The sequence below is a fragment of the Nonomuraea angiospora genome (assembly GCF_014873145.1).
Lineage (GTDB): Bacteria > Actinomycetota > Actinomycetes > Streptosporangiales > Streptosporangiaceae > Nonomuraea > Nonomuraea angiospora.
In genome coordinates this window covers 6,521,610-6,544,401 of sequence record NZ_JADBEK010000001.1, presented here as the reverse complement: position 1 = coordinate 6,544,401, position 22,792 = coordinate 6,521,610, and the positions used below count along the sequence as shown (strand labels likewise).

Genomic DNA, 22,792 nt, shown 5'->3' with positions numbered 1-22,792 from the left:
TCGCAAGCGGAAGGGGTACCACGGGTGGGGCTCTCAGCGGTGACCGTGCTCGGCGTGGACCGGCCCGGCGTGATCGCCGCGGTCACCGGTTCGCTCGCCGACTGCGGGGCGAACATCCAGGACTCGACGATGACGTTGCTCGGCGGTCACGTGGCGATGATGCTGCTGGTGTCGGGCGATCTCGACTCGGCCGAGCTGCTGAAACACCTGTGCGCGCCGGATCTCGTGGTGACCGCCTCGGCCATCGAGGCCCAGCGGCACTTCTGCGAGGAGGGCGGCGGTCTCGGTTACGTGCTGACCGTGCACGGGCCCGACCGGCCGGGGATCATCTCGGCCATCAGCGCCGTGCTCGCCGCGGACCGGGGCAACATCACCGGGATGAGCACCAGGCTCACCGGCCGTCTCTACGTGCTGATCGCGGACGTCGAGCTACCGAAGGAGGTGGACGTGGCGGCGCTCATGCGCAGGCTGGCGGCCGTCGGCGCCAGTCTTGACTCGGAGATCACCTTCCGCCCCGTCGAACCGGACCTGCTGTGAACGAGCAGGAGGGCAGATGAACGGGTGGGGCGGCGTGCCTTGGGAGGCGCCCGGCGGCCATGACGTGCTCGGCGGCCGCGTGGGCACCCCCCGCGAGGTCCTCGGCGCCCCGCACCCGCTCCTGTCCGCCCCCGCCGAACCGGTCGACCCCACCGCCCCCGAGATCGTGGCCGCCGCCGCCGATCTCCTGGCCACCCTCCGCCGGGAGACCGCCACGACGGGGCTGGCCGCCCCCCAGATCGGCCTGAGCTGGCGCCTGATCGCCTTTGACGCCGGGCTCCACCCCCGGAGCCGTTCGTGGGCCGGAGAGCTCGTTCTGGCCAATCCACGCCTCGCCAGAGCGTCCCACTGGGACCCCGGCCGTGAGGGCTGCACCTCGATCACGGGACTCACGGCAGATGTCCTCCGCGCCAGCCGTATCACCGTACGTGGGCATTTGCCAGGTACGGGGGAGCCCGTCACCATCGAAGCGGACGCCTTCGAAGCCCGCTGCATTCAGCACCAACTGGACCATCTGGACGGTCTACTCTTCTTGGACAGAGTCCCCGGAGCCCTCTCACTTCACCGCAGACTTCACAGTTGTGACGCCTGATGCGAAGTTGTGCTCCTCTGAACCATGGTCTGTTTCGTATGATTGCGGCGCCCCCGTAGCCCAATGGCAGAGGCAAACCCCTTAAAAGGGTTGACGTGCGGGTTCGAATCCCGCCGGGGGCACTTGCCGTCTTCATCGCCTTTGGGTCCCTGACCTGGAGGTTTACCGCGATCGTCCGACGGGCCCGCTCCGGTCGATATCGAGTTGTTACGGAGTCGCGCCGCCACCGGGCGCTTCGCCCCTGGTGGAAGGGCTTCTGGGCGCTGAGGCCGGACCGGTCGAGCCCGACGCGGAGCGGCCGAGTAAGCTCCGGTGGGCGTCGTTTATTTTTCTCCTTCGGCCATATTGACAACGGGCTGTCCGCCTGCTTCTTCGGGCTTCTCCCGGACGTTTCTTTCTGTGAATGCTTGACTACGCCATTACTGCCGGTCTTTTCTCGTGGACGCACAGTAAATGGGGCGCGCGGAGACCCTGGCGGCGGGCCTGTGGATGATCTTGAAGGACGAGCTCGATGACCTTGGGAACTCTCGGCCGGTCGTGTTCGTTGGGAAGCTGCCGAAGTCCCGAATGAACATCGATCTAACACGTCAGTTGACCAAGGTGTCGCCGCGCCCCGTAGGCTCGGCGTCACAGGAGGCAGCGATGGAGAGCAAGAACCCCGTTTTCAGCAGGTCGCGGCAGCAGTCCGCGGGCTGGGCCGGACCGACCCCGTCCCCGAGCCAGCTGCAGAACATGTACGACGCGCCGTCGTACGCGCAACCCACCCGGCCCGCGTACCGCACCATGACGCTAGACGACGTCGTCGTGCGCGGGTTTCTCACCCTTGGGGCTCTCGTCGCGGCCGCCGCCGCGGCCTGGGTCCTCAACGTCCCGCCCGGGGTCGCCATCGGCGCCGCGGTCGTCGCGCTGATCCTCGGGCTGATCGCCTCGTTCACGCAGAGCACCAACCCGGCGCTCATCCTGGGGTACGCCGTCGCCGAGGGCGTGTTCCTCGGCAAGATCAGCTCCGTCTTCGAGGGCATGATCAGCGGCATCGTGCTGCAGGCCGTGCTCGGCACGGCGTTCGCGTTCGGCGCGGTGCTGACGGTCTACTCGTTGCGGATCATCCGCGTCACGCCCAAGCTCGTGAAGTTCGGCATCGCGGCCGCCTTCGCGGCGCTCGGGCTGGTGCTCGTCAACCTGGTCCTCGGCTTCTTCGTCGACGGCGGCCTCGGCCTGCGCACCGACAGCCCGATCGGCTGGGCGTTCAGCATCGTCATGATCCTGATCGGCTGCTTCTTCCTGCTGCTCGACTTCGACTCGATCGAGCAGGGCGTGCGGGAGGGGGCGCCGGAGAAGTTCGCCTGGCAGTGCGCGTTCGGCCTGACGCTGAGCCTCGTCTGGATCTACCTCGAGGTGCTCCGGTTCGTCAGCTATTTCACCAGCAGTGACTGATCGTTAACCTCCGCGTCACCCCCGAGGGCCTCGCCGTTCAGGCGGGGCCCTCGCCGCGTGCGACCGAAAATCTACGTGCCGTCACGAAATGATGCCTGGTTAGGGGCTTGCCATTCGGACGCAGGTGTTGCAGGGTCGAGCAAAGGACCGTTATCCGCGGAGGTGCCCATGTCCTTGAACCACTCACCGGAGACGCAGACAAAACTGATCGCAAGGGTCCCGTCCATAACGGGGCGCGAACTCCCCGAGTGGTTCCAAGCCATCGACAACGGCCCGGCTTTCCTGAGGTGCGACGAGCGGGCCAACTGGCTTGCCGACGAGCACGGGCTATCCCACGGCTACGCCGCCGCGATCGTGCACGAGCACGAGCGGCACCGCCGTAACCGCATGGGCTTCATCTAAGCCCATCCATCCTCGCGCCCGTGCCCCAGGCGCGGGCGCGTCCTCATGGGCGTCATCATGAGGGCATGGACCTCGACAAGGCACTCGCCTTTCTCCGCACCCACCACCGCGCAGTCCTGCTCACCAGACGTCGCGACGGGCGCCCGCAGATGTCCCCGGTGACCGCCGGCGTCTCGGGCGGCCAGATCATCGTCAGCACCCGGGAAACCGCCGCCAAGGTCCTCAACGCCCGCCGCGACCCGCAGGTCTCGCTGTGCGTCTTCACCGACGGCTTCTACGGCGAATGGATCCAGGTGGACGGCACGGCCGACATCCAGTCCCTGCCGGAGGCCATGGAGGGGCTGGTCTCGTATTATCGCGACATTTCCGGCGAGCACCCGGACTGGGACGACTACCGCGCCGCCATGACCCGCGAACGCCGCGTCCTCCTCCGCATCACCCCCCACCACGCCGGCCCAGACACCCACGGCTGACCCACCGCCACCCCGCCTCCCACGGCAGCCGCCGCCACCCAGGCACCGGCTCGGCGATCCGGGACGCTGTGGCGCTCGGGGCGCGAGGGGGCGTCTGGGCGGCGCGGGGGTGGCGCGCGTCGCGGTATGAGCGGCTTGCCGGGATGGCGTGCGGCGGCTGCGGTGGCGCGCTGGGCGGCATGCGCGGGTGCTGCGATGGCGGAGTCGTGGGCGCGATGGGGCGCATGGCGTGCGGCGGGCGCGATAGCCGACGCTGCGGCCCGCTTGGGCGCCGGGTCGGCAGGGTGTGGTGCGGTGGTGCTCGGCGCAAGGCGTGCGGCGCTCAGGGGGCGGTGCGGGGCGTGCGGTGGGCAACGTGGGCGGTGGTGACCGGGCAACCTGGGCTCGCGTAGCGGCGCTCAGCCGGTTCACTGTCAGAGGCGTTCGAGGATCATGGCCATGCCCTGGCCGCCGCCCACGCACATGGTCTCCAGCCCGATGCTCTTGTCATGGTGCTGCAGGCTGTTGATCAGCGTGGACGTGATCCGCGCCCCCGTCATCCCGAACGGGTGCCCCACCGCGATCGCCCCGCCGTTGACGTTGAGCCGGTCCAGCGGGATCCCCAGCTCCCGGTAGGACGGGATCACCTGGGCGGCGAACGCCTCGTTGATCTCCACGAGGTCGACGTCCTCGATCGCCATCCCCGCCCGCGCGAGCGCCTGCTTCGAGGCCTCCACCGGTCCGAGCCCCATGATCTCCGGGGACAGCCCGGTGACCCCGGTCGAGACGATCCGGGCCAGCGGCGTGATCCCGAGTTCGGCGGCCTTCACGTCGCTCATCACGATCACGGCCGCCGCCCCGTCGTTCAGCGGGCAGCAGTTGCCGGCGGTCACGGTCCCGTCGGGCCGGAAGACCGGCTGGAGGGTGGAGACCTTCTCGTACGTCGTCCCCGCCCGCGGCCCGTCGTCCTTCTCCACCACCGTCCCGTCCGGCAGCGTCACCGGCGTGATGTCCTTGGCCCAGAACCCGTCGGCCAGCGCCTTCTCGGCCAGGTTCTGCGAGCGCACCCCGAACTCGTCCTGCTCCTGGCGGGTGACCCCCTTGAGCTGGGCGAGGTTCTCGGCGGTCTGCCCCATCGCGATGTAGATGTCGGGGATGACGCCGTCCTCGCGCGGGTCGTGCCACACCTTCCCGCCCTCGGCGAAGGACTTGGTACGCGCCAGGGCGTCCAGGAAGACCGGGTTGTGCGTGTCGGGCAGCGAGTCGGAGTTGCCCTTCGCGAACCGGGACACGGTCTCCACCCCGGCCGACACGAACACGTCCCCCTCGCCCGCCTTGATCGCGTGGAAGGCCATCCGCGTGGTCTGCAGCGACGAGGAGCAGTAGCGCGTCACGGTCGTGCCGGGCACGTTGTCCAGCCCGAGCAGCACCGACACCACCCGGGCCATGTTGAACCCCTGCTCGCCCCCGGGCAGCCCGCACCCCAGCATGATGTCGTCGATGGACGAGGGATCGAGCTGGGGCACCTTGGCCAGCGCGGCCCGGATCATCTGCACGGTCAGGTCGTCGGGGCGGATGTCCTGGAGCGAGCCCTTGAAGGCCCGGCCGATCGGGGAACGCGCGGTCGCGACGATGACTGCCTCGGGCATGGCCCCTCCTTTGTCGGTGCTACAGATAGAACTATATTCCGGTCCTATCCGTACATGCCGGGCGCGGTGGAGGTTTGGTCGTTGATCGCGTGGATGCCGCCCTTCTCGTCGCGCCACAACCGCCACCCGTCCTGGCTGCCGGTGAACCAGGGCGGCGGCACGACCGCCCCCTTGACCTGCTTGCCGGTGGCGAGGTCGTACTCGCAGACGGCGGCCGTCGAGTAGAAGCCCGGCGCCTGCCCGCGCAGCGGCAGCGGCTTGGGGTCGGTGACGCAGAAGGACCAGCCGCGCTGCTCCTCCACCGGCACCGGCTTGCCCGAGACCAGGTCGAACGCCGTGCCCTTGGCGTCGTGCTTGAGGAAGCCCAGCTTGTCCATCCGGTCGGGGAAGGCCAGCCACCAGCCGGACCCGGGCACGTCGGCCGCGGTGACCTGCCCGAGCACCCGGCCGCTCTCCGAGTCCAGCCGCGCGAAGCCGCCGTAGGCGCCCTGGCGGTCGACGGGGCGTACGACGGGGGCGTAGCCGGGGCTGCCGCTCGGATAGACGCGTACGACCGAGGGCCGCATCCAGTTGATCGTCCCGTCGGCGATCTTCACGGAGAAGAGGCCGAAGGTGGAGACCTTCTTCGTCTGGGGGTTCGTGTAGGGGGCGACGTAGCCGACCAGATTGTCACCGGTCGCCCCGAACGCCCACCCGCCCGACATGTCGATCCCCGGGCCGAGCGCCTGCTCGATCGGCTGCTGCCACTGCAGCTTGCCGGTCTTGAGGTCGTACGACTCGATCATGGGGTTGGCCGCCAGCCTGAGCAGCAGGACCCGGCTCGGGTCCGACCACTCCACCTCGGAGATCCCCGGCAGCTTCCACAGGGTCTTCCCGGTGGACGGGTCGAGCACCACCATGCGGGCCTTGGCCAGGGCCGTGTGCTCCGACAGGCAGACGTACGGCCCGCACCGCTGCGGCCCGAACGTCGAGTGGACCGGCCTGCTCCACTTCTGCGCCCCCGAGTGCGAGTCGCGGGCGATGAGCGTGGCGTTCCAGCGGCCGCTCTTGGCCGGGTCGAGCGCGACGACCACGCCCTGGCCCGGGGACGTCTCGACGACCGCCGGGGCCGAGACGCCCATGCCGGGCAGGCGGCCGGCCATCGTGGCCGGGTAGGCCCACAGCCGCTTGCCGTCCCGCAGGCCGAGGGCGACGGTCTCCAGCGAGCCGTCGGGCTTCATGGCGGTGGCGGCCACGACCCCGCCCGCCACCGCCGTCCGGCTGACGGCGTTGACCTGGGTGTTCTGCCAGGTCGGGAAGTTGGGGGTGGTGGCCGCGTCGCTGCCGGAGCAGGCGGCCGCGGAGAGGACTCCGACGAGGGTGCCGGCGAGGGCGACGGACGGTTTCCAGAGGGGTCGCTGCACGGGCAATCCACTCCAAAGGGGACGAGGAGTGGCGACGCGGGCGCGCAGAGTAACCGGACTTCGGCTCGGCGGGCCTGGACGGGGGACGTCAGGCGTCGTCGAGCGTCTCGCCGAGCCGGGACGTCAGACGCCGTGCGTCGTTGAACGTCTCGCCGAGCCGCCGCCGGAACAACGTCGCCCACTTGCCGTGCAGGCCCGTCGCCCGTCCGTCGACCCGGGTCGCGGTGACCTCGGTGCCGGGCTCCTCCGCGGCCGTAGCCGCCGCAAGGTAGATCGGTTGTAGTGCTTCGCCGCGTGCGGGGCGCGGCTCAGGCCACAGCCCCAACGCAGCGCACACTGACGGTAGCACCGCGTAAGCGGCCTGCGCGTAACCTCGGGCAGATGGATGGAAACGATCCGGTCCGAACATTTCTGTCGGATTTGTAGCGAACTCGGGGCCCAGGAGGTCGGCGAACGCCACCGTACGGCCGCCCGCGTCCACCACCGCCACCGTCTGCGCCGCGGCGAGCTGGCGGCTCCACCGCCGCGCCACCCAGCGCAGCGGCTGCCCGATCGGCCGCACCGTGCCGAGGTCGGGGCAGGTGCCCACGACCACCTCGACCCCCGCGTCCCGCAACCGCCGCACGGCTTTGGCGAGATGGCGTACGGCGACGGCGGGCGGCGTCTGCGTGATGATGTCGTTGGCCCCCACGAAGATCACCGCGATGTCGGCCTCCATGGCCAGGGCCTTGTCCACCTGGTCGCCCAGTTCGGAGGAGGGCGCGCCCGACTTGCCGACGACGATCAGGCGTACCGGGCGTTCGGCGACCGAGGCCAGGCCATGCGCGAGCAGTCCGCCGGGGGTCTGGGCGGGGTCGGTCAGGCCGAGCCCGACCGAGGTGGAGTCGCCGAGCATGGCGAGCTTGAGCGGCTCGCCGGGAAAGTCGCCGTACGTGCCGTCGGAAGGCGGCCCATCCAGGCCGTGCGGCTGCCCGATGGCCCTGCGCGCGAGCAGACCTTCGGCGACCAGCAGCCCGTACGCCGTCGCGCCGAGGGCCGTCAACCCGCCACCTCCGAGCGCCGCGGCGGTGGCGATCTTGCGTGCCGCGCGCGCCATACCAGCTGGCCAGACCACCGTACGTGCCCTCCTAGTCGAACTCAGCGGTAGCGTTTGCTTGAAAACTAGCCGAGTGCCGGCCACCCCCACTGGATCTCGGCCACTGGCAAGCTGACCAAGCTTCGGTAAAGAAGGTGAACACCGCGGTGCGCGTTTACGATTCCCTGGTTGATCTCATGGGGAACACTCCGCTCGTCCGGCTGCACAAGGTCAACGCGGGGTTGTCCGCGCAGGTGCTGGCCAAGGTCGAGTACTTCAACCCGGGCGGCTCGGTCAAGGACCGCATCGCCGTACGGATGATCGAGGCTGCGGAGGCGTCCGGCGAGCTGCGTCCGGGAGGCGTGATCGTCGAGCCGACGTCCGGCAACACGGGGGTGGGCCTGGCGATCGTGGCCCAGCAGAAGGGTTACCGGTGCCTGTTCGTGGTGCCGGACAAGGTGGCCCAGGACAAGATCGCGGTCCTGCGGGCCTACGGGGCCGAGGTCGTGGTCTGCCCGACCGCCGTCTCGCCCGACCATCCCGACTCTTACTACTCGGTCTCCGACCGGCTGGCCCGCGAGGTGCCGAACGCCTGGAAGCCCGACCAGTACTCCAACGTCAACAACCCCGACTCCCACTACCACTCGACGGGTCCGGAGATCTGGGAGCAGACCGAGGGCCGGATCACCCACTTCGTCGCGGGCATCGGCACCGGCGGCACGATCAGCGGCACCGGCCGCTATCTCAAGGAGGTCTCCGGCGGCCGCGTGAAGATCATCGGCGCCGACCCGGAGGGCTCGGTCTACTCCGGCGGCACCGGCCGTCCGTACCTGGTGGAAGGCGTGGGCGAGGACATCTGGCCCGCCACGTACGACACCAAGATCTGCGACGAGATCATCGCGGTGTCCGACAAGGACTCGTTCAACATGACCCGCAGGCTCGCCCGCGAGGAGGGGCTGCTGGTCGGCGGCTCCTGCGGGATGGCGGTCGTGGCGGCGCTGCGGGTGGCGGCCACGGCCGCGCCCGACGACGTGATCGTCGTGCTGCTTCCCGACGGCGGGCGCGGCTACCTGTCCAAGATCTTCAACGACGACTGGATGGCCGACTACGGCTTCCTGACCACGTCGTCCGAGGAGGGGCTGGTCGCCGACGTGCTGGCGCGGAAGGGGGAGGGGCTGCCGGAGTTCGTGCATGCGCATCCGCACGAGTCGGTGGGCACGGCCATCTCGATCATGCGCGAATACTCGGTGTCCCAGCTCCCGGTGATGAAGGAGGAGCCGCCGGTCATGGCGGCCGAGGTGGTCGGCTCCATCGTCGAACGCGACCTCCTCGAAGCCCTCTACCACGGCAGACTCTCCTCCGACGACCCGATCGGCGATCACATGTCGGCGCCACTACCCATGATCGGCAGTGGTGAACCTGTGGCCCGTGCGGTCGAAGCGCTGGAGAAGGCCGATGCGGCCGTAGTGCTGGAAGACGGCAAGCCCTCGGGCATGATCACCCGCCAGGACCTGCTCGCCTTCCTCGCCAATCACTAGGGCCTTCTGATCGACTCGATCACGGTGCCGAGCCCCTCGTGGCCCCGGCCCTCGGCGTCGGCGCGCTCGAACAACGCCTTGAGCGCGCCCGGGACCGTGGTCTCCAGCCCGGCCTCGGCCAGTGCCTCCACGGCGTGGCCGATGCCGACGGCCTGCATGTGCAGGGAGTTGAGCTCGCCCGGGTACTTCCCGGCCGTGAAACACTCGGCCAGGATCTTGGCGTACCCCATGGGCCCCTCGCCGCCGATCTGGGTGAACAGGTCCCGGGCGAACGGCAGGAACTCCGCCGGCTCGGCCCCCGCCGTGCGCAGCATCGCCATGGCGTGCATGAAGCTGGTCAGGCTCGACCAGAAGATCAGGAGCTGGGCCTGGTAGTACATCATCGCCAGCGCCTGGTCCGCCCCGACGTAGGTGATCTCGCTCAGCGCCTCCAGTGTCCCGGCGTGCCGGTCGAGGACGTCCTTGGGGCCGCTGTAGAAGGTGTACGCCCCCGGCTGCCCGATCCCCGGCGGCGGCACCATGATGCCCGCCGTGATCAGCGTGCCGCCGCGCTCCTCCACCCACCGGGCCGCCCGGCGCAGCGCCTGCGGGGTGTCGGAGCTGAGGTTGACCACCACCTTCCCGTCCAGCCTGGCGTCGCCGAGGCTGTCGTACATCGCCTGGTAGCTGATCTGGCTGACCACCAGCAGGTCGCCGTCCGCCGCGCTCGCCGCCTGCCTGGCACCCTGGGCGACCAGCGGCGCCGTCCTGCTCGCCGTACGGTTCCAGACCGCCACCTGGTGCCCGGCGGCCAGGAACGTCTCGGCCATCTTCGAGCCCATCGGGCCCATTCCCACGACTGTCACTTGACTCATGCCCGACACCCTCGGGCACGCCACTACGGAAATCCTTCGGGCCCGCCACGGGTTGGATATTGACGTGGTGCGATTCGGGGTGCTGGGGCCGCTGGAGGTCCGGGCCGAGGACGGCAGGCCCGTCCCGGTGGCCGAGCCCAAAGTACGCGCGCTCCTGGCCGACCTGCTGGCGAACGGGGGCGGGCCGGTCTCGGTGGACCGGCTGATCGACGACCTCTGGGGCGCCGCGCCCGGCCGCAACCCGGTCGGCACCCTCCAGGCCCGCGTCTCCCAGCTGCGCCGCGCCCTCGGCGACCCCGGCCTGGTCGTACACGGGCCCGCCGGCTACCGGCTGGCCGCCCACGACTGCGACGCCCGGCGGTTCCGCTCCCTCGTGGAGCGCCGCTCCCCTGACCCCCGCACGCGCGCGGCCGAGCTGGAGCAGGCGCTGGCGCTGTGGCGCGGGCCCGCGTACGCCGACTTCGCCGACGCCGCCTTCGCGCTCCCGGAGGCCGCGCGCCTGGAGGAGACGCGCCTCACGGCGCTGGAGGAGCAGGCGGAGATACGCCTGGAGCTCGGCGAACCCGTGGACCTGGGCGACCTGGTGGCCCGCCACCCGCTGCGCGAACGGCTGGTCGCCGCCCACATGACGGCGCTCTACCGGGGCGGGCGGCAGAGCGAGGCCCTGGCCGCCTACGAGAGCCTGCGCGGGCGGCTGGGGGAGGACCTGGGGCTCGACCCGTCACCGGCGCTGGCCGGCCTCCACCAGGCCATCCTGCGCCAGGACCCCGGCCTGGCGCCCGCCTCCCCGGTGGCGCCCGCGACCAACCTGCCCGCGCCCCTCACCGACCTGATCGGCCGGGAGGGGGAGCTGGCCGAGGTCCGTGCGCTGCTGGCCGCCTCCCGCCTGGTGACGCTCACCGGGCCGGGCGGCGTCGGCAAGACCCGGCTCGCCCTGGCCGCCGCCGCCGACGCTGGGCCCGACTTCCCCGACGGGGTGTGGCTGGCCGAGCTGGCGGGGGCGGCCGAGGCCGCCGAGGCGGTCGCGGCCGTGCTCGGCGTGCGCGACGACGACGCCGCCCCGCTCGCGCCCAGGCTGGCCGGGGCGCTGGCGGGCAAGCGCATGCTGCTCGTCCTCGACAACTGCGAGCACCTGGTGGAGCAGGCGGCCGAGCTGGTCGCCGCCCTCCTGCGCGCCGCCCCGGGGCTGCGCGTGCTGGCGACGAGCCAGGAGCCGCTGGGCGTGACGGGCGAGTCCGTACGCGTGGTGCCGCCCCTGCCCGGACCCGAGGCCGTGCGGCTCTTCACGGCCCGGGCGAACGTCCCGCCGAGCGAGACCGTGGCCACCATCTGCCGGCGTCTGGACGGCATCCCGCTGGCGCTCGAACTGGCCGCCACCCGCGTGCGCGCCCTCGGGGTGCGGGAGCTGGCCGACCGGCTGGACGACCGGTTCAGGCTGCTCAGCGCGGGCATGCGGGACGCGCCGGCGCGGCAGCGCACGCTCCGGGCGATGATCGACTGGAGCTGGGAGCTGCTGAGCGAACCCGAGCGCGTCGTGCTGCGGCGGCTGGCCGTGCACGCCGACGGCTGCACGCTGGACGCGGCCGAGGAGGTGTGCGCCGAGCCCGGCGTGGACGTGCTCGACACCGTGGCCAGGCTGGTGGACCGGTCGCTGGTGGTGCGCGTGGCGGGGCCGCGCTACCGCCTGCTGGAGTCCGTGACGGCGTACTGCGTGGAGCGGCTGCGCGAGGCGGGCGAGTACGACGCGATCAGGGAGCGCCACGCCCGCCACTACACGGCCCTGGCCGAACGGGCAGACCTCAAGGGGCCCGGGCAGCGGGAGTGGCTCGCCCGGCTCGACGCCGAGAGCGCCAACCTGCGACTCGCCCTCGCGGGACCGGAGCCGCTGCGCCTGGTCAACGCCCTGGCCTGGTACTGGTTCCTGCGCGGGCGCCTGCGCGAGGCCCGCCGCTCCCTGTCGGCGGCCCTGTCGGCGGCTTTGGGGACGCACGCCGCCTCCGGGGCGGAGGCGGCGCGGGCGTCGGTCTGGCTGGCCGGGATCGAGCTGCTGATCGGCGAGCCCGCCGCGCCGGTCCGGCGGGCCGAGCTGGACCCGGCGGGCGCGGCGCTGGCCGACTGGTTCCTGAGCCACGTCCAGTGGGCCTACGGTGACCGGCGGGCGCACGAGGTGGCGGCGGAGCGGGCGCTGGCGGCCTACCGGGAGCTGGGCGATCGATGGGGCATGGCGGCGGCGCTCTGCCTGCGCGGGAAGCTGGCCGTCGGCCGGGCCGACCTGGCCGCGATGGAACGCGACGGCGAGCGGGGCCTGGCGATCTTCAGGGAGCTCGGGGACGAGTGGGGCCAGATCGAGGCCATGGACGTGCTCGACCGGGCGGCGGAGATCCGCGGCGACTACGCCAGGGCCGCCCGGCTGCGGGAGGAGGCGCTGCGGCTGGCGGAGGAGCTGGGGTTCGAGGTGTCGTTCAAGGTGGCGGCGCTGGGCCGGATCGCGATGTTGTCCGGCGACTACGCGCGGGCCGACGACCACCACGAGCGCGCCAGGCGGCTGGCGGTCGAGCAGTCGTACAAGTCCGCCGAGGAGAACGCCGTGCTCGGCCTGGCTCTGAGCGCCCGGCGGCAGGGCAGGTACGAGGAGGCGGAGTCGTACCTGCTGTCCCTGCTCGACTGGCTGCGGCAGGTGCGGGGGACGCCCGGGATCGCGTTCGTGATGGCGGAGCTGGGCTTCGCGGCCGAGCAGCGCGGAGCCGCGGCGCTCGCGCTGGCCAGGCACCGCGAGGGGTACGAGGCCGCGCGGGCGAGCGGCGATCCCCGGGCGGTCGCGCTGGCGCTCGAGGGCCTGGCGGGAGCCCTGTCGCTGGATCGGGAGGGCAGCCCCGTCGAGGCGGCCAGGCTGATCGGGGCGGCCACGGCCATGCGGGCGGCGGCGGGGGCGCCCCTGCCGGCGGGCGAGCGGCTGGACGTGGAGCGGATCGGCGGGCGGCTGCGGGCCGTCCTGGGCGGCGAGGCGTACGAGCGGGCCCTACGGGAGGGGGAACTCGGCGACGACCTCCCAGGCGCCCTCGGCGGACGGGCCCGCGTAGAGCCTGCCGCCCAGCGCCTCCACCCGCTCGGCCATCCCGACCAGCCCGAACCCGCCGCCGAGGCGCGACACCTTCGGATCTGACCCCGACCCGAAGTTGCGCACCCGCAGCACCACCACCTTCTCGAAGCGCCGCAGACCGGCCTCGACCCACGCGGTACGGGAGGCGTGCTTGCGGATGTTGGTCAGCGACTCCTGGAGCACCCGGTGCAGGGTGGTCATGACCTCGGGCGGCAGCGTGCGATCGTCCAGCCCCTGCCCGATCTCGAACGCCACCTTCGGCCCGTCGGCGGAGAAGCGCTCGGCCAGCATCCGCAGGTCGGCCAGCGTGACGCCGGGTTTGCGGCCCGCCTCGTCCTCCGTGCGCAGCACGGTGACCATGCGCCGCATCGAGGTCAGCGCCTCCGACCCGGCCGTGGCGATCGCGTCGAGCGCGGGCGCCACCGCCTCCGGCTTGGTCTCGGCGACCGTGCGCGCGGCCTGGGCCTGGACCACGATGCCCGTGATGTAGTGGGCGACCAGGTCGTGCAGCTCCCTGGCGAGTTCGAGGCGTTCGGCCCGCCGTACCGAATGGACGGCCTCGGTGCGGCGCTCCTGCTGGAAGCGGAGGTAACCGCCGGCCCCGGCCGCCGCCGACCACCCCGCGAACAGCAGGAACGAGAACGCCAGCCCCGAATTGTCGTACTGTCGCCCGACGGCCTCGGCCATCAGCACGATCAGGCCCACGCACGCGAGCACCGCCGCCCGCCGCACCGGCTCCACGTGCCGCAGCACGCCGATGATCAGGATGAGCAGCGATCCCGTCTCCGCCATGCCGGGCGCGCCCCTCAGCTCGCTGCTGCCGATGACGATCGACACGCTGAACGACAGGGCCAGCATGATGCTGAACCCCTCGATCCGGTGGCGGCGCCGCAGCACCACGGCCGCGATGCCGGCCGCGCCGCAGAAGGGCACGAGCCACTGGACGCCTCCGGTGACGCCGGCCAGCACGAGGTCGAGCAGCAGCATCATGCCCAGCCAGCCGAGCATCGCGATCTCGCTCAGCCGCCGGATCCAGTACACGATGCGCTTGCTCTCCACCACGGCTTCGAGCCTAGGCCGGAAGTCGGACATCTCGTATCAACCGTTCGGCCGAGACGGATGGCCGGAGACCAATCCTTCAGTGGAGGCGGGAGCCATGGGGTGTCGCCGATGCTGGGAGATGTCGGAAGGGGACAGGAAATGGTTGCCATCGGATTCGTGCTGCTGGGTGCCGGGCTGCTGGTGGGGGTGCTGCTCGCGCTGGCCGACCCGGTGCTGCTCTCCCGCATCAACGGGGAGCCCGCGCAGGGCGGCAGCGGCCGGTTCATCGAGGCGGACGTCGTACGGCTCCGGCCTCGCTCGGAGGACCACGAGTCCAGGGCGGCCTGAGGCCCGGCTCGCGCGGGCATGGTGCGCGAGCCACCGCGGGGGCCGTTGGGGGACGGTGCCCGCGAGCGGCCCGCGATCCGGAGGGGACGGATCGCGGGCCGACTTCCATTAACGTGGCGTGTATGAGCAACGGTTTTGAGACGCTGGCCATCCACGCAGGTCAGGAGCCCGACCCCGCGACGGGTGCGGTGGTGCCGCCGATTTACGCGACCTCCACCTACAAGCAGGACGGCGTGGGCGGTCTGCGTTCCGGATATGAGTACAGCCGTTCGGCCAACCCCACCAGGACCGCGCTCGAAGAGGCGCTGGCCGCGGTGGAGGGCGGCGTGCGCGGGCTGGCGTTCGCCTCGGGGCTGGCCGCCGAGGACACCCTGCTGCGCACGGTGTGCAAGCCGCAGGACCACGTCATCATCCCGAACGACGCGTACGGCGGCACCTACCGGCTGTTCGCCAAGGTGCACCAGCGCTGGGACCTGCACTACGACCCGGTCCCGCTGCACGACCTCGACGCCGTCGCCGCGGCGATGACGCAGAAGACCAAGGTCGTCTGGGTCGAGACGCCCACCAACCCGTTGCTCGGCGTCGCCGACATCGCCGCGCTGGCGCAGCTCGCCCACGACAACGGCTCGCTGCTGGTGGTGGACAACACCTTCGCCTCGCCCTACTTGCAGCAGCCGCTCCAGCTGGGGGCCGACGTCGTCGTCCACTCGACCACCAAGTACGTGGGCGGCCACTCCGACGTGGTCGGCGGGGCGCTGGTGACCGTCGACCGCGGGCTCGGGGAGGAGCTGGCCTACCACCAGAACGCGATGGGCGCGGTGGCCGGGCCGTTCGACGCGTGGCTGACGCTGCGCGGGCTCAAGACCCTGGGCGTACGCATGGACCGCCACTGCGACAACGCCGAACGCGTCGTCGACCTGCTGCTCGCGCACCCGCGGGTGACCCAGGTCCTCTACCCGGGGCTGCCCGACCACTCGGGGCACGAGGTGGCGGCCAAGCAGATGCGGCGGTTCGGGGGCATGGTGTCGTTCCGCGTCGCCGGGGGCGAGGCGGAGGCCGTGGAGGTGTGCAACCGGGCGAAGCTCTTCACCCTGGGGGAGTCCCTGGGCGGGGTGGAGTCGCTGATCGAGCACCCGGGCAGGATGACGCACGCCTCGGCGGCCGGATCGCCGCTGGAGGTGCCCGCCGACCTGGTGCGGCTGTCGGTCGGCATCGAGACCATCGACGACCTGCTCGCGGACCTCACCCAGGCGCTCGCCTGATCGGCTGCCCGCCGATCTCACCCAGGCGCACACCGGAGCGGCTGTCCGTGGCCTCAGCCAGGGACCACGATCAGCCGGGGACCACCATCAGGAACAGGATCACCAGCCAGATCACGGACACGACCCCGCTGATCGCGGCGATCCTCCCGATCTGCACCTTCGCGTCGTCCTCGGCGCTCTCGCTGGAGAGCGCCCGCAGGGCGGTGCGCAGGTCGCGGTCGATGATGACGAGCAGCACGGCGGCCACGATGAACAGCGTCATCGAGGCCGTCATGTACCACTTGCCGAGCAGCCCGCCGCCGAGCACCACGCCGAGCGCCACCCCGAACACGAACACGCCCAGGGCGCCAAGGCTGTAGATCCTCGTCATGCGCTGGATGACCTGCAGCGCGGGCACGTTCTTGGTGCGGATGACGCGCGGCGCGGACATCGTCGCGGCGGTGACCGGGCCGATGGTGAAGATCGCGAAGGCGATGTGCAGCCAGAGAAGCAGGGACGACATGCCCGAGAGACTAGTCCCCGGCGATCTCGCCAGTGGACTCGACACTCTCTTCGCTCTTCATGGAGCACCACATGATCATTTCTGTGGCCGCGACGGCGACGAGCATCAGGACGATGAGCAGAACCGTGGCTATCATGGGCACCCCTCCTTCCCCGAATCCGACCCGAATATCGTCCGTAATGACTAGACGGCTGTGCAACGGAATAAGTTCGGCCCGGGTATGGTTGGTCCCTGTCATTTTTTTCTTACCGATAGGGCACAAGGGGGTGCCGTCCGTGGCCATCAGGCACGTCAAGCCGTACTCCGACGAGTGGCTGCAGCAGCCGACCAGCTATGTGCGGCAGGTCATCGGCGTACTGGGACCTGAGGTGGCGGACTGGTGGGAGGGCCCCTGCGATCCGCGTGACGCGACGCTGAAGCTCGCGGACGGGGCCGCGCTGGTCTGGGACGAGGAGAGCGGCTGGCGCCTGGGCACGTTCGTCTCGGGCGGCCGCGGGGCCCACACCGAGCTGACCGGCATCCGCTACCTGGGCCACGGCCTCCTCCCCAAACCGGAACGCGTCCCCTCGGCCCTCAGCGACGCCAGGGCGGGAGTCGGCGCCAGCTCGGCCTGGCGACCCTGCTACCGATCCCACCGCAACTGCCACGACGGCTTCGACGTGGCCCTCGACTTCTACTCCCGCCTCATCGACGCCTGACCCCCAACTGCACGGGCCTTCGCCAGGTGGGCGCGCTTCGCGCGGATGCGGCTACGGGCTCCCCTGACGGGGGAGCCAAGCTCCCCCGAGCCCCCTTGCCGGGGGTCTCCCGACCCCCGGACCGCCGGCGGCCGGCCGGTTACCGTCTGGTCGTGGCGTCATCCTGGAAGCGCCACGCCCGATGCCGGCCTGGTGGGTAAGGCCGCTCTCCCCACCCGTTGACCGATTGGGTAATCAACCTGCTGGAGCCCGCCCTACCGGCTGAGCAGGCACCTCGCCGGCCGTCTGGACAACGGCGAGGTCGGATTGCGGTCCAGCTCGTCCATCCGTGCACCGTCGGGCCTGGCCAGATCGGCGGGCCGCGGTGAGTGGACTTCACGAGGCGGGCCGCCATGTCAGGGACATCGGTGGGGAAGCGGAGGCCCTGCTCTTGAGCCTCGCCATTCACCGCCGCGTCGCCATGGCCAGCCGCTCGCATGTCTCGCACACGGTGTCCTGTAGGCGATCCCAGACGTACCACCCACGGACCCGCCTCACCATCACACCTTCTCGTCCACAGAGTGGGACGCCTTCCTTCGAGGTGTGCGTCACGGCGAGTTCGATCTCACCAAAGCCGCCGACACGCGCTGACGCCCAACTGGGCGGGCCTTCGCGGGATGGGCGCGCCGACAGATCGCCCAGGTCGTGGCCAACGCCCGCACCGCGATCGGCGTCGGCCTTCACCATCGCCCGCGCACTCCCTGAATGTGGAACACCCCGATCGCCAGGCAGGCGCGACCTGAGCACCTCAGGGGGACGCTCCTGAGCCCGCGATCGGCAGTCGGCGCCGCAGTGAACCACCCCAGCCTCCACCTTTGTCGTAAGATCAGGCGACTTCGTGAGAGTGGTAGGGCTGTGGACATCCGTGTGCTGGGCCCGCTGGAGGTCGTCGGCGACGACGGGCGGTCGTGTCAGATCGGCTCGCTGAAGATGCGGGCGCTGGTGAGCGTGCTGGTGCTGGCGGAGGGCCGGCCGGTGGCCCCGAGTGCGTTGATCGACCGGTTGTGGGGCGAGGAGCCGCCGGCCGAGGTGATGGCGTCGCTGCACGCGTACGTCTCCAACCTGCGCCGCCTGCTGGAGCCCGGTCGCCGGGCCAGGGCGCAGAGCCGGTTGCTGACGTTCGGGCCGGTGGGTTACACGCTGGCGATCGATCCGGAGCAGGTGGACTCGACGCGGTTCCTGCGCCTGGTCGGGCAGGCCGAGCAGGCGGCCGGGCCCGCCGAGGCGGAGCGGCTGGCGGGTGAGGCGCTGGCGCTGTGGCGCGGCGAGCCGTACCAGGAGCTGGACGATCAGGCGTACGTGACCGCCGTCCGGGTGCGGCTCACCGAGGCCCGGGAGCGGGCCCGCGAGCTGCGGGTGAGCGCGGTCATCCAGCAGGACCGCCACGGCGAGTTGCTGGGCGAGCTGGAGGCCCTGACCTTCGAGCACCCCCTGCGCGAGCGGCTGTGGGCGCTGCGGGCGCTGGCGCTCTACCGGAGCGGCCGCCAGGGTGAAGCCCTGGAGACGCTGCGCACGGCCCGCCGGATCCTGGCCGAGGAGCTTGGCATCGACCCGGGCGAGGAGTTGCGCGCGCTGGAACGCGACATCCTCGACCAATCGCCAACGCTGTTCCCCCACCGGCCGCCACCGCCGCCCGAGCCGCGGGTGGCGGAGCGGGGGATCACGGGCCGGCAGGACGAGCTGGCCGCGCTGGACGGGCTGCTGGAAGCGGCGGCGGCGGGGCGGACGGGGTTCTCGCTGATCACCGGGGAGCCGGGGATCGGCAAGACGCGGCTGGCCGAGGAGCTCGTGAGCCGGGCCCGGGCCAGGGGGTTCACGGTCGCGGTGGGGCGGTGCGCGGCGACGGAGGGCGCGCCGGCGTTCTGGCCGTGGGTGACGGTGCTGGAACGGCTGGCCGACACGCTGCCGCCACTGCCCGCCGACGTGCGCGCGAACCTGCCAGGAGTCGGCTCCGCGACCGGGACCGACCCCGAGGGCGCGAGGTTCCGCACGTACGGAGCGGCGGCACGCGCGCTGACCGCGGGCCGGCGGCCGGTGCTGGTGGTGCTGGACGACCTGCACTGGGCGGACCGGTCCTCGCTGCGGCTGCTGGGCTACCTGGCCGAGTACGTGCTGGACGGCAGGCTGGCCGTGGTGGGCACGGCACGCGACTGGCCGCCGCCGCAGGGCGCGCTGGCCGAGGCGTTCGAGGCGCTGTCGCGCCGGCAGGCGGTGCGGCTGCCGTTGTCCGGCCTTTCGGCCTCCGACCTGGCCGAGCTGACCCCGGCGGGTACGGACGTGCGGGCGCTCAGGGACCGCACGAACGGTAATCCGTTCTTCGTCACGGAGCTGATGCGTTACCTCGGAGCCGGATCGCCGGGCCGCGGCACGCTGCCGCTGGGCGTGCGGGACGTCGTGCTCGGCCGGGTGAACCGGCTGCCCGAGCCGTCCGCCGAGCTGTTGCGGGTGGCGGCGGTGGCAGGGCGGGAGTTCGACGTGACGGTCGTGGCCGAGGCCGCCGGGCTCGACCTGGACGCGGCGCTGGACCGGCTGGAGCCGGCCCTGGCCGCCGCCCTGGTCGCGGAGGGGCGGCCGGGCCGGTTCCGGTTCGTGCACGCGCTGGTGCAGGAGGCGCTCACCGAGGTGGTGCCGGTGCTGCGGAGGGCGCGGCTGCACGCCGCCGTGGCCGCCGCGATCGAGTCACGGATTGGCGGCTCGGCCTCCGACCGGCTGGCCACCGCCGCCCACCACTGGTTCCAGGCGATTCCCGCGGGCCACACCGCGCGGGCCTGGCGGGCGGCGTGGCGGGCCGCCGAGGAGGCCAAGCGGCTGCGCGCGTACGACGTGGCCGTCGAGCTGCTGGAGCGGGCCGGCCGGGTGGCCGAGGACGACCCCGAGCTGGGCCCGGCGGAGCGTATGGACCTGCTGTTCGCGCTGGCCGAGGCCAAGTTCGGGGCGGGCGATTCGGTGGGCCAGGAGGCCGAGCTGACGCGGATCCGCCGCCTGGCCAAGCAGGAGGGCGACCGGCGGCGCTGGATCGAGGCCGCGACCGGGTACGGCGGCCGCATCCTGCAACCCTGGAAGGTCTACGGCGACTACGACGCCGAGCTGCTGGCGGACCTGCGGGAGCTGGCCGCCGACGAAGGGCTGGAGCCGCCGGCCCGGGCCCGGGTGCTGGCCTGCCTGGCGCTCCAGGCGTACTACCTGCCGGGGTCCGACCCCGCGGAGCGGGACCGGTGGAGCGCCGAGGCGGCGCGGCTGGCCCGCCAGGAGAACGACGCGACGCTGCTGGGCCGGGTGCTGTTCGCCCGCTACTACGCGATGCTCGACCCGGACTCGGTGCGTCAGCGGCTGGAGGCGGGGGAGGAGATGGCCCGCGCCGGGCTGGAGGCGGGCGACGACGAGCTGCGCACGATCGGGCTCACCTGCCAGGGCGGCACGCTGCTGGAGCTGTGCCGGGTGCCGGAGGCCCTGGACGTGCTGGCCGAGGCGGAGCGGCTGATCGGCCGTACGCACATGCCGTATCTGCGGATCATCCTGGACTGGCTGCGCCTCGGCGTCATCCTCCACCGCGGCGACCTGGAGGCGGCCGAGTCGCTCCTCGCGGTCACCGCCGCTGAACAGCGCGCCACCTCGATGTGGGGCGTGGAGACCACCACGGCCGGCGCCACGTACCAGGTCGCGCTCATGCGCCTGCGCCGCGGGGCGGCGGACGCGGTGCCGCCGCCGGGGGACATCTCGCACGACCAGCTCGACCAGTTCAACCGGGACGGGCTCGCCCACTACCTGATGGTCAGCGGCCGGCTGGAGGAGGCGCGGCGGGTGCTCGGGCCGTGGGAGCGGCAATCACCGATCCCGCGCACGTTCGTCTACCTGTTCTGGCTGGTCGTCCGCTGCGAGATCTGGGCCGGGCTGGGCGACCGGCAGGCCTGCGCCGACCTGTACGAGGAGGCGTCCGCGTACGGCGACCGCATGGGGATCGCGGGGCTGAGCATGCTGATGTGGCCGGTCAGCCGGTCACTGGCGCAGCTGGCCGAGGCCCTGGGCGACACCGAGGCGGCGCGGCGGCACGCCGAGCACGCCGAGGGCGTGGAACGGGAGCTGGCTCACCCCCACAGGTAGGCCGCGCGCCGCCGGTAGCGACCGCCGGCCAGGGTGCTGAGCAGCACCATCGGCCTGGGCGAGGTCCTGCGCAGGTGGGCCTCGACCTCGGCGGGCAGCTCGGACGTGATCCAGCCGAGCAGCGTGATCAGCTTGCGGAGACCGTACTGCTTCCTGATCGTCTTGTGCCCCTCCGCGTCCTCCTCCGGCGTGATGTGGGCCATCATCAGCGGGATTCCGTCGGTCTCCTCGTGCGCCAGGTGCGCGCCGAGGGTGTCGGCCAGCGCGCGCAGGGCGGTCATGAGCCGCTCGCGCCGCTGCTCGGACGGGCCGGTGCCGAACGCCTGGAAGGCGTCGGTGCTCTCGCGGATCCAGTGGTCGCAGGCCTCGTGCTCGGCCTCCAGCGCGTCGATCGTCCCGATCGCCTGCGGCGCCCGCTCCCGCAGCCGCGGCCAGACCGTCTCGTCCTCGGCGGTGTGGTGGTGGTGCAGCACGAACAGCACCCACGCGTGGTGCTCGCGCAGGGCGGTGATGCGCCGGCGGTCGCCGAGGCGGATCCGGCCGATCGCGGTGATCAGGTGGCCGAGGTCGCGGCGGAAGCCGTAGTGCGCCAGGTACATGTTGGTCATGTCGAGCGGCCCCGGCGCGGCGGCGGCCTGGCCGGGCAGCGAGATCTGCGGCAGGTTCGGGGGTGCGGTGGTGCGCATGGTCGTGCTCCTTCCGGTTTGTCAGGGTGCCGTCATCGTGACCTCCCGGTCTTGGGCGGCTCTTGAAGGTCGGCTCCAAGAACGGCCCAAGACACCGTCATTAGCGTGCGCGGGCATGACCCTCACGCTCCCCACCACGACGTTCCGGAGCTCCGTGGTGTGCGCCTACACCTCGCTCACCCGCGACGGGCGGCCCGTCACCTGGCCTGTCACCCCCTACACCGGGGCCCGCGGCACCATCGACGTCAGCACCGGCCTGACCTATCCCGGCAAAGCCGAGCGGGCGCGCCGCGATCCGCGCGTCGCGCTGCTGTTCGAGGGCGATCCGGTGGTGCTGGTGCAGGGCCGCGCCACCGTCCGCGACGCCGATCTGCAGGCCAACACCGACCGGTACGTCCGCGAGTCCCGGGCCAAGATCCCGGACGCCTTCGCGGGGCTGCCGTGGTTTCTGGTCAAGCGCCTGACCTGGTATTTCGCGCGGATCTACATCGAGGTGACCCCAGAGCGGATCACCTGGTGGCCGGGCGGCGACCTGACCCGCGACCCGCTGACCTGGACCTGCCCGCCCGGCACCACGGCCCCCGCCTCGGACCCGGCCCCGTCGGGGCCCCGCCTTCCCGGTCGCTCCTCACCGCCCGCCGACTGGCGCCCGTACGCCCGCCGGGCCCGCGACCTGGGCCGGCCGATCGTCTCGACGGTGGCGGACGGCCGGCCCGTGACCGTGCCCGCGCGTGCCTTCTCCCGCACCACGACCGGGTACGAGCTGCACCTGCCCGCCGGTGTGGCCGCTGTGCCCGGACCGGTCTGCCTGACCTTCCACCGGCACGATCCCGGCATGCGCTGGCAGGAGAACGTCGTGCTGCTCGGCACCGCCACCGCCCACGGGGACGACCGGCTCACCGTCGCGATCGACCGCGCGCTGCCCGACTGGAGCCTGCCCGAGGATCGCCGCCTGCGGACCCGTTCCTTCCTCGGCCACGGCAGGCAGCTGAGGCGCCAGCTCCGGGCCGAGGCCGCCCGCCGCGCCCAGCAGGTGCCTCGAGTCCGCAGACAGGCGGATCATCCGTAACGCGCCGCGA

The 22,792-nt window shown here is 72.0% G+C and carries 19 protein-coding genes, 1 tRNA gene and 1 pseudogene; 13 read left to right on the top strand and 8 right to left on the bottom strand.

All coding sequences use genetic code 11. From position 1 onward, the window contains the following. The first annotated feature begins 24 nt into the window (after positions 1 to 24). The 6 genes from H4W80_RS29465 (at position 25) to H4W80_RS29440 (ending at position 3,438) form a co-directional block, all read left to right on the top strand. Positions 25 to 537: a glycine cleavage system transcriptional repressor gene (locus H4W80_RS29465; RefSeq protein ID WP_185068612.1), complete on the top strand. Its 513-nt coding sequence runs from the start codon at positions 25 to 27 to the stop codon at positions 535 to 537. Between the two features lie 16 nt (positions 538 to 553). After that, a complete protein-coding gene (locus tag H4W80_RS29460) occupies positions 554 to 1,129 on the top strand; it encodes a peptide deformylase (RefSeq protein ID WP_192788059.1) in 576 nt (191 codons plus the stop codon). Positions 1,130 to 1,178: 49 nt separating this feature from the next. Then, positions 1,179 to 1,251: transfer RNA gene (locus tag H4W80_RS29455), tRNA-Leu, on the top strand. Between the two features lie 520 nt (positions 1,252 to 1,771). After that, positions 1,772 to 2,563: a Bax inhibitor-1/YccA family protein gene (locus H4W80_RS29450; RefSeq protein WP_192788058.1), complete on the top strand. Its 792-nt coding sequence runs from the start codon at positions 1,772 to 1,774 to the stop codon at positions 2,561 to 2,563. Between the two features lie 168 nt (positions 2,564 to 2,731). Next, positions 2,732 to 2,965 (top strand): DUF4287 domain-containing protein, encoded by a 234-nt coding sequence (locus tag H4W80_RS29445; RefSeq protein ID WP_185068609.1) that lies wholly within the window; start codon positions 2,732 to 2,734, stop codon positions 2,963 to 2,965. Between the two features lie 65 nt (positions 2,966 to 3,030). After that, on the top strand, positions 3,031 to 3,438 hold the full coding sequence (locus H4W80_RS29440; protein ID WP_192788057.1) for a PPOX class F420-dependent oxidoreductase: 408 nt from the start codon (positions 3,031 to 3,033) through the stop codon (positions 3,436 to 3,438). A gap of 413 nt (positions 3,439 to 3,851) precedes the next feature. On the opposite strand, the gene H4W80_RS29435 is transcribed toward H4W80_RS29440, so the two are convergent. From H4W80_RS29435 to H4W80_RS29425, 3 genes are all read right to left on the bottom strand, one after another. Next, positions 3,852 to 5,066 (bottom strand): acetyl-CoA C-acetyltransferase, encoded by a 1,215-nt coding sequence (locus tag H4W80_RS29435; protein ID WP_192788056.1) that lies wholly within the window; start codon positions 5,064 to 5,066, stop codon positions 3,852 to 3,854. 44 nt (positions 5,067 to 5,110) lie between these two features. Next, a complete protein-coding gene (locus tag H4W80_RS29430) occupies positions 5,111 to 6,469 on the bottom strand; it encodes an outer membrane protein assembly factor BamB family protein (RefSeq protein ID WP_192788055.1) in 1,359 nt (452 codons plus the stop codon). A gap of 88 nt (positions 6,470 to 6,557) precedes the next feature. Then, the gene (locus tag H4W80_RS29425) at positions 6,558 to 7,565 is read right to left on the bottom strand and encodes an SGNH/GDSL hydrolase family protein (RefSeq protein ID WP_192788054.1); all 1,008 of its coding nucleotides are present in this window, start codon (positions 7,563 to 7,565) and stop codon (positions 6,558 to 6,560) included. A gap of 146 nt (positions 7,566 to 7,711) precedes the next feature. Here H4W80_RS29425 and H4W80_RS29420 point away from each other — a divergent pair, with 146 nt between their 5' ends. Then, entirely contained in the window at positions 7,712 to 9,082 is a 1,371-nt protein-coding gene (locus tag H4W80_RS29420; RefSeq protein WP_192788053.1) for a cystathionine beta-synthase, read from the top strand. Here H4W80_RS29420 and H4W80_RS29415 read toward each other — a convergent pair. Continuing rightward, on the bottom strand, positions 9,079 to 9,936 hold the full coding sequence (locus H4W80_RS29415) for an NAD(P)-dependent oxidoreductase (RefSeq protein ID WP_192788052.1): 858 nt from the start codon (positions 9,934 to 9,936) through the stop codon (positions 9,079 to 9,081). The two genes, H4W80_RS29420 and H4W80_RS29415, sit on opposite strands and share 4 nt — an antisense overlap. Positions 9,937 to 10,000: 64 nt before the next feature. Between H4W80_RS29415 and H4W80_RS29410 the strand changes: the two genes are divergently transcribed. Continuing rightward, positions 10,001 to 13,099 carry an ATP-binding protein gene (locus H4W80_RS29410; RefSeq protein WP_318787115.1) on the top strand — a complete coding sequence of 1,033 codons (3,099 nt, stop codon included), beginning with the start codon at positions 10,001 to 10,003 and terminating at the stop codon, positions 13,097 to 13,099. Here the strand turns inward: H4W80_RS29410 and H4W80_RS64285 are convergent. Next, positions 13,022 to 13,723: pseudogene (locus H4W80_RS64285) on the bottom strand (sensor histidine kinase); the annotation flags it as partial. The gene H4W80_RS29410 and the pseudogene H4W80_RS64285 overlap by 78 nt on opposite strands. 513 nt (positions 13,724 to 14,236) lie before the next feature. On the opposite strand from H4W80_RS64285, the gene H4W80_RS29405 reads away from it, so the two are divergent. Beyond that, positions 14,237 to 14,425: a hypothetical protein gene (locus H4W80_RS29405; protein WP_192788051.1), complete on the top strand. Its 189-nt coding sequence runs from the start codon at positions 14,237 to 14,239 to the stop codon at positions 14,423 to 14,425. Between the two features lie 122 nt (positions 14,426 to 14,547). Beyond that, complete coding sequence (locus H4W80_RS29400) at positions 14,548 to 15,687, top strand: cystathionine gamma-synthase (RefSeq protein WP_192788050.1); 1,140 nt, start codon at positions 14,548 to 14,550, stop codon at positions 15,685 to 15,687. Positions 15,688 to 15,757: 70 nt separating this feature from the next. Here the strand turns inward: H4W80_RS29400 and H4W80_RS29395 are convergent, their stop codons facing one another. After that, positions 15,758 to 16,189, bottom strand: a complete 432-nt coding sequence (locus H4W80_RS29395) for a DUF2269 family protein (RefSeq protein ID WP_192788049.1) — start codon at positions 16,187 to 16,189, stop codon at positions 15,758 to 15,760. A 10-nt stretch (positions 16,190 to 16,199) separates the two neighbouring features. Beyond that, the gene (locus H4W80_RS62890; protein ID WP_264086010.1) at positions 16,200 to 16,325 is read right to left on the bottom strand and encodes a hypothetical protein; all 126 of its coding nucleotides are present in this window, start codon (positions 16,323 to 16,325) and stop codon (positions 16,200 to 16,202) included. A gap of 139 nt (positions 16,326 to 16,464) precedes the next feature. Here H4W80_RS62890 and H4W80_RS29390 point away from each other — a divergent pair, with 139 nt between their 5' ends. Together H4W80_RS29390 and H4W80_RS29385 are read left to right on the top strand one after the other, a co-directional pair. Continuing rightward, positions 16,465 to 16,887: a DUF6292 family protein gene (locus H4W80_RS29390; protein ID WP_318787114.1), complete on the top strand. Its 423-nt coding sequence runs from the start codon at positions 16,465 to 16,467 to the stop codon at positions 16,885 to 16,887. Between the two features lie 894 nt (positions 16,888 to 17,781). Further along, positions 17,782 to 21,027, top strand: coding sequence for an ATP-binding protein (locus H4W80_RS29385; protein WP_192788047.1), 3,246 nt, complete (start codon positions 17,782 to 17,784; stop codon positions 21,025 to 21,027). On the opposite strand, the gene H4W80_RS29380 is transcribed toward H4W80_RS29385, so the two are convergent. Then, positions 21,012 to 21,713 carry a hemerythrin domain-containing protein gene (locus H4W80_RS29380; RefSeq protein WP_192788046.1) on the bottom strand — a complete coding sequence of 234 codons (702 nt, stop codon included), beginning with the start codon at positions 21,711 to 21,713 and terminating at the stop codon, positions 21,012 to 21,014. The two genes, H4W80_RS29385 and H4W80_RS29380, sit on opposite strands and share 16 nt — an antisense overlap. A gap of 115 nt (positions 21,714 to 21,828) precedes the next feature. On the opposite strand from H4W80_RS29380, the gene H4W80_RS29375 reads away from it, so the two are divergent. After that, a complete protein-coding gene (locus H4W80_RS29375) occupies positions 21,829 to 22,782 on the top strand; it encodes a pyridoxamine 5'-phosphate oxidase family protein (RefSeq protein ID WP_192788045.1) in 954 nt (317 codons plus the stop codon). Positions 22,783 to 22,792: the final 10 nt, after the last annotated feature.

Excerpts from the sequence above, each read along its gene's own strand:
- H4W80_RS29375 (WP_192788045.1), top strand. The coding sequence starts at position 21,829 with ATGACCCTCACGCTCCCCACCACGACGTTCCGGAGCTCCGTGGTGTGC.
- H4W80_RS29400 (WP_192788050.1), top strand. The coding sequence starts at position 14,548 with ATGAGCAACGGTTTTGAGACGCTGGCCATCCACGCAGGTCAGGAGCCC.
- H4W80_RS29415 (WP_192788052.1), bottom strand. The coding sequence starts at position 9,936 with ATGAGTCAAGTGACAGTCGTGGGAATGGGCCCGATGGGCTCGAAGATG.
- H4W80_RS29435 (WP_192788056.1), bottom strand. The coding sequence starts at position 5,066 with ATGCCCGAGGCAGTCATCGTCGCGACCGCGCGTTCCCCGATCGGCCGG.
- H4W80_RS62890 (WP_264086010.1), bottom strand. The coding sequence starts at position 16,325 with ATGATAGCCACGGTTCTGCTCATCGTCCTGATGCTCGTCGCCGTCGCG.
- H4W80_RS29450 (WP_192788058.1), top strand. The coding sequence starts at position 1,772 with ATGGAGAGCAAGAACCCCGTTTTCAGCAGGTCGCGGCAGCAGTCCGCG.
- H4W80_RS29445 (WP_185068609.1), top strand. The coding sequence starts at position 2,732 with ATGTCCTTGAACCACTCACCGGAGACGCAGACAAAACTGATCGCAAGG.
- H4W80_RS29380 (WP_192788046.1), bottom strand. The coding sequence starts at position 21,713 with ATGCGCACCACCGCACCCCCGAACCTGCCGCAGATCTCGCTGCCCGGC.
- H4W80_RS29425 (WP_192788054.1), bottom strand. The coding sequence starts at position 7,565 with ATGGCGCGCGCGGCACGCAAGATCGCCACCGCCGCGGCGCTCGGAGGT.
- H4W80_RS29460 (WP_192788059.1), top strand. The coding sequence starts at position 554 with ATGAACGGGTGGGGCGGCGTGCCTTGGGAGGCGCCCGGCGGCCATGAC.
- H4W80_RS29395 (WP_192788049.1), bottom strand. The coding sequence starts at position 16,189 with ATGTCGTCCCTGCTTCTCTGGCTGCACATCGCCTTCGCGATCTTCACC.
- H4W80_RS29440 (WP_192788057.1), top strand. The coding sequence starts at position 3,031 with ATGGACCTCGACAAGGCACTCGCCTTTCTCCGCACCCACCACCGCGCA.
- H4W80_RS29405 (WP_192788051.1), top strand. The coding sequence starts at position 14,237 with ATGGTTGCCATCGGATTCGTGCTGCTGGGTGCCGGGCTGCTGGTGGGG.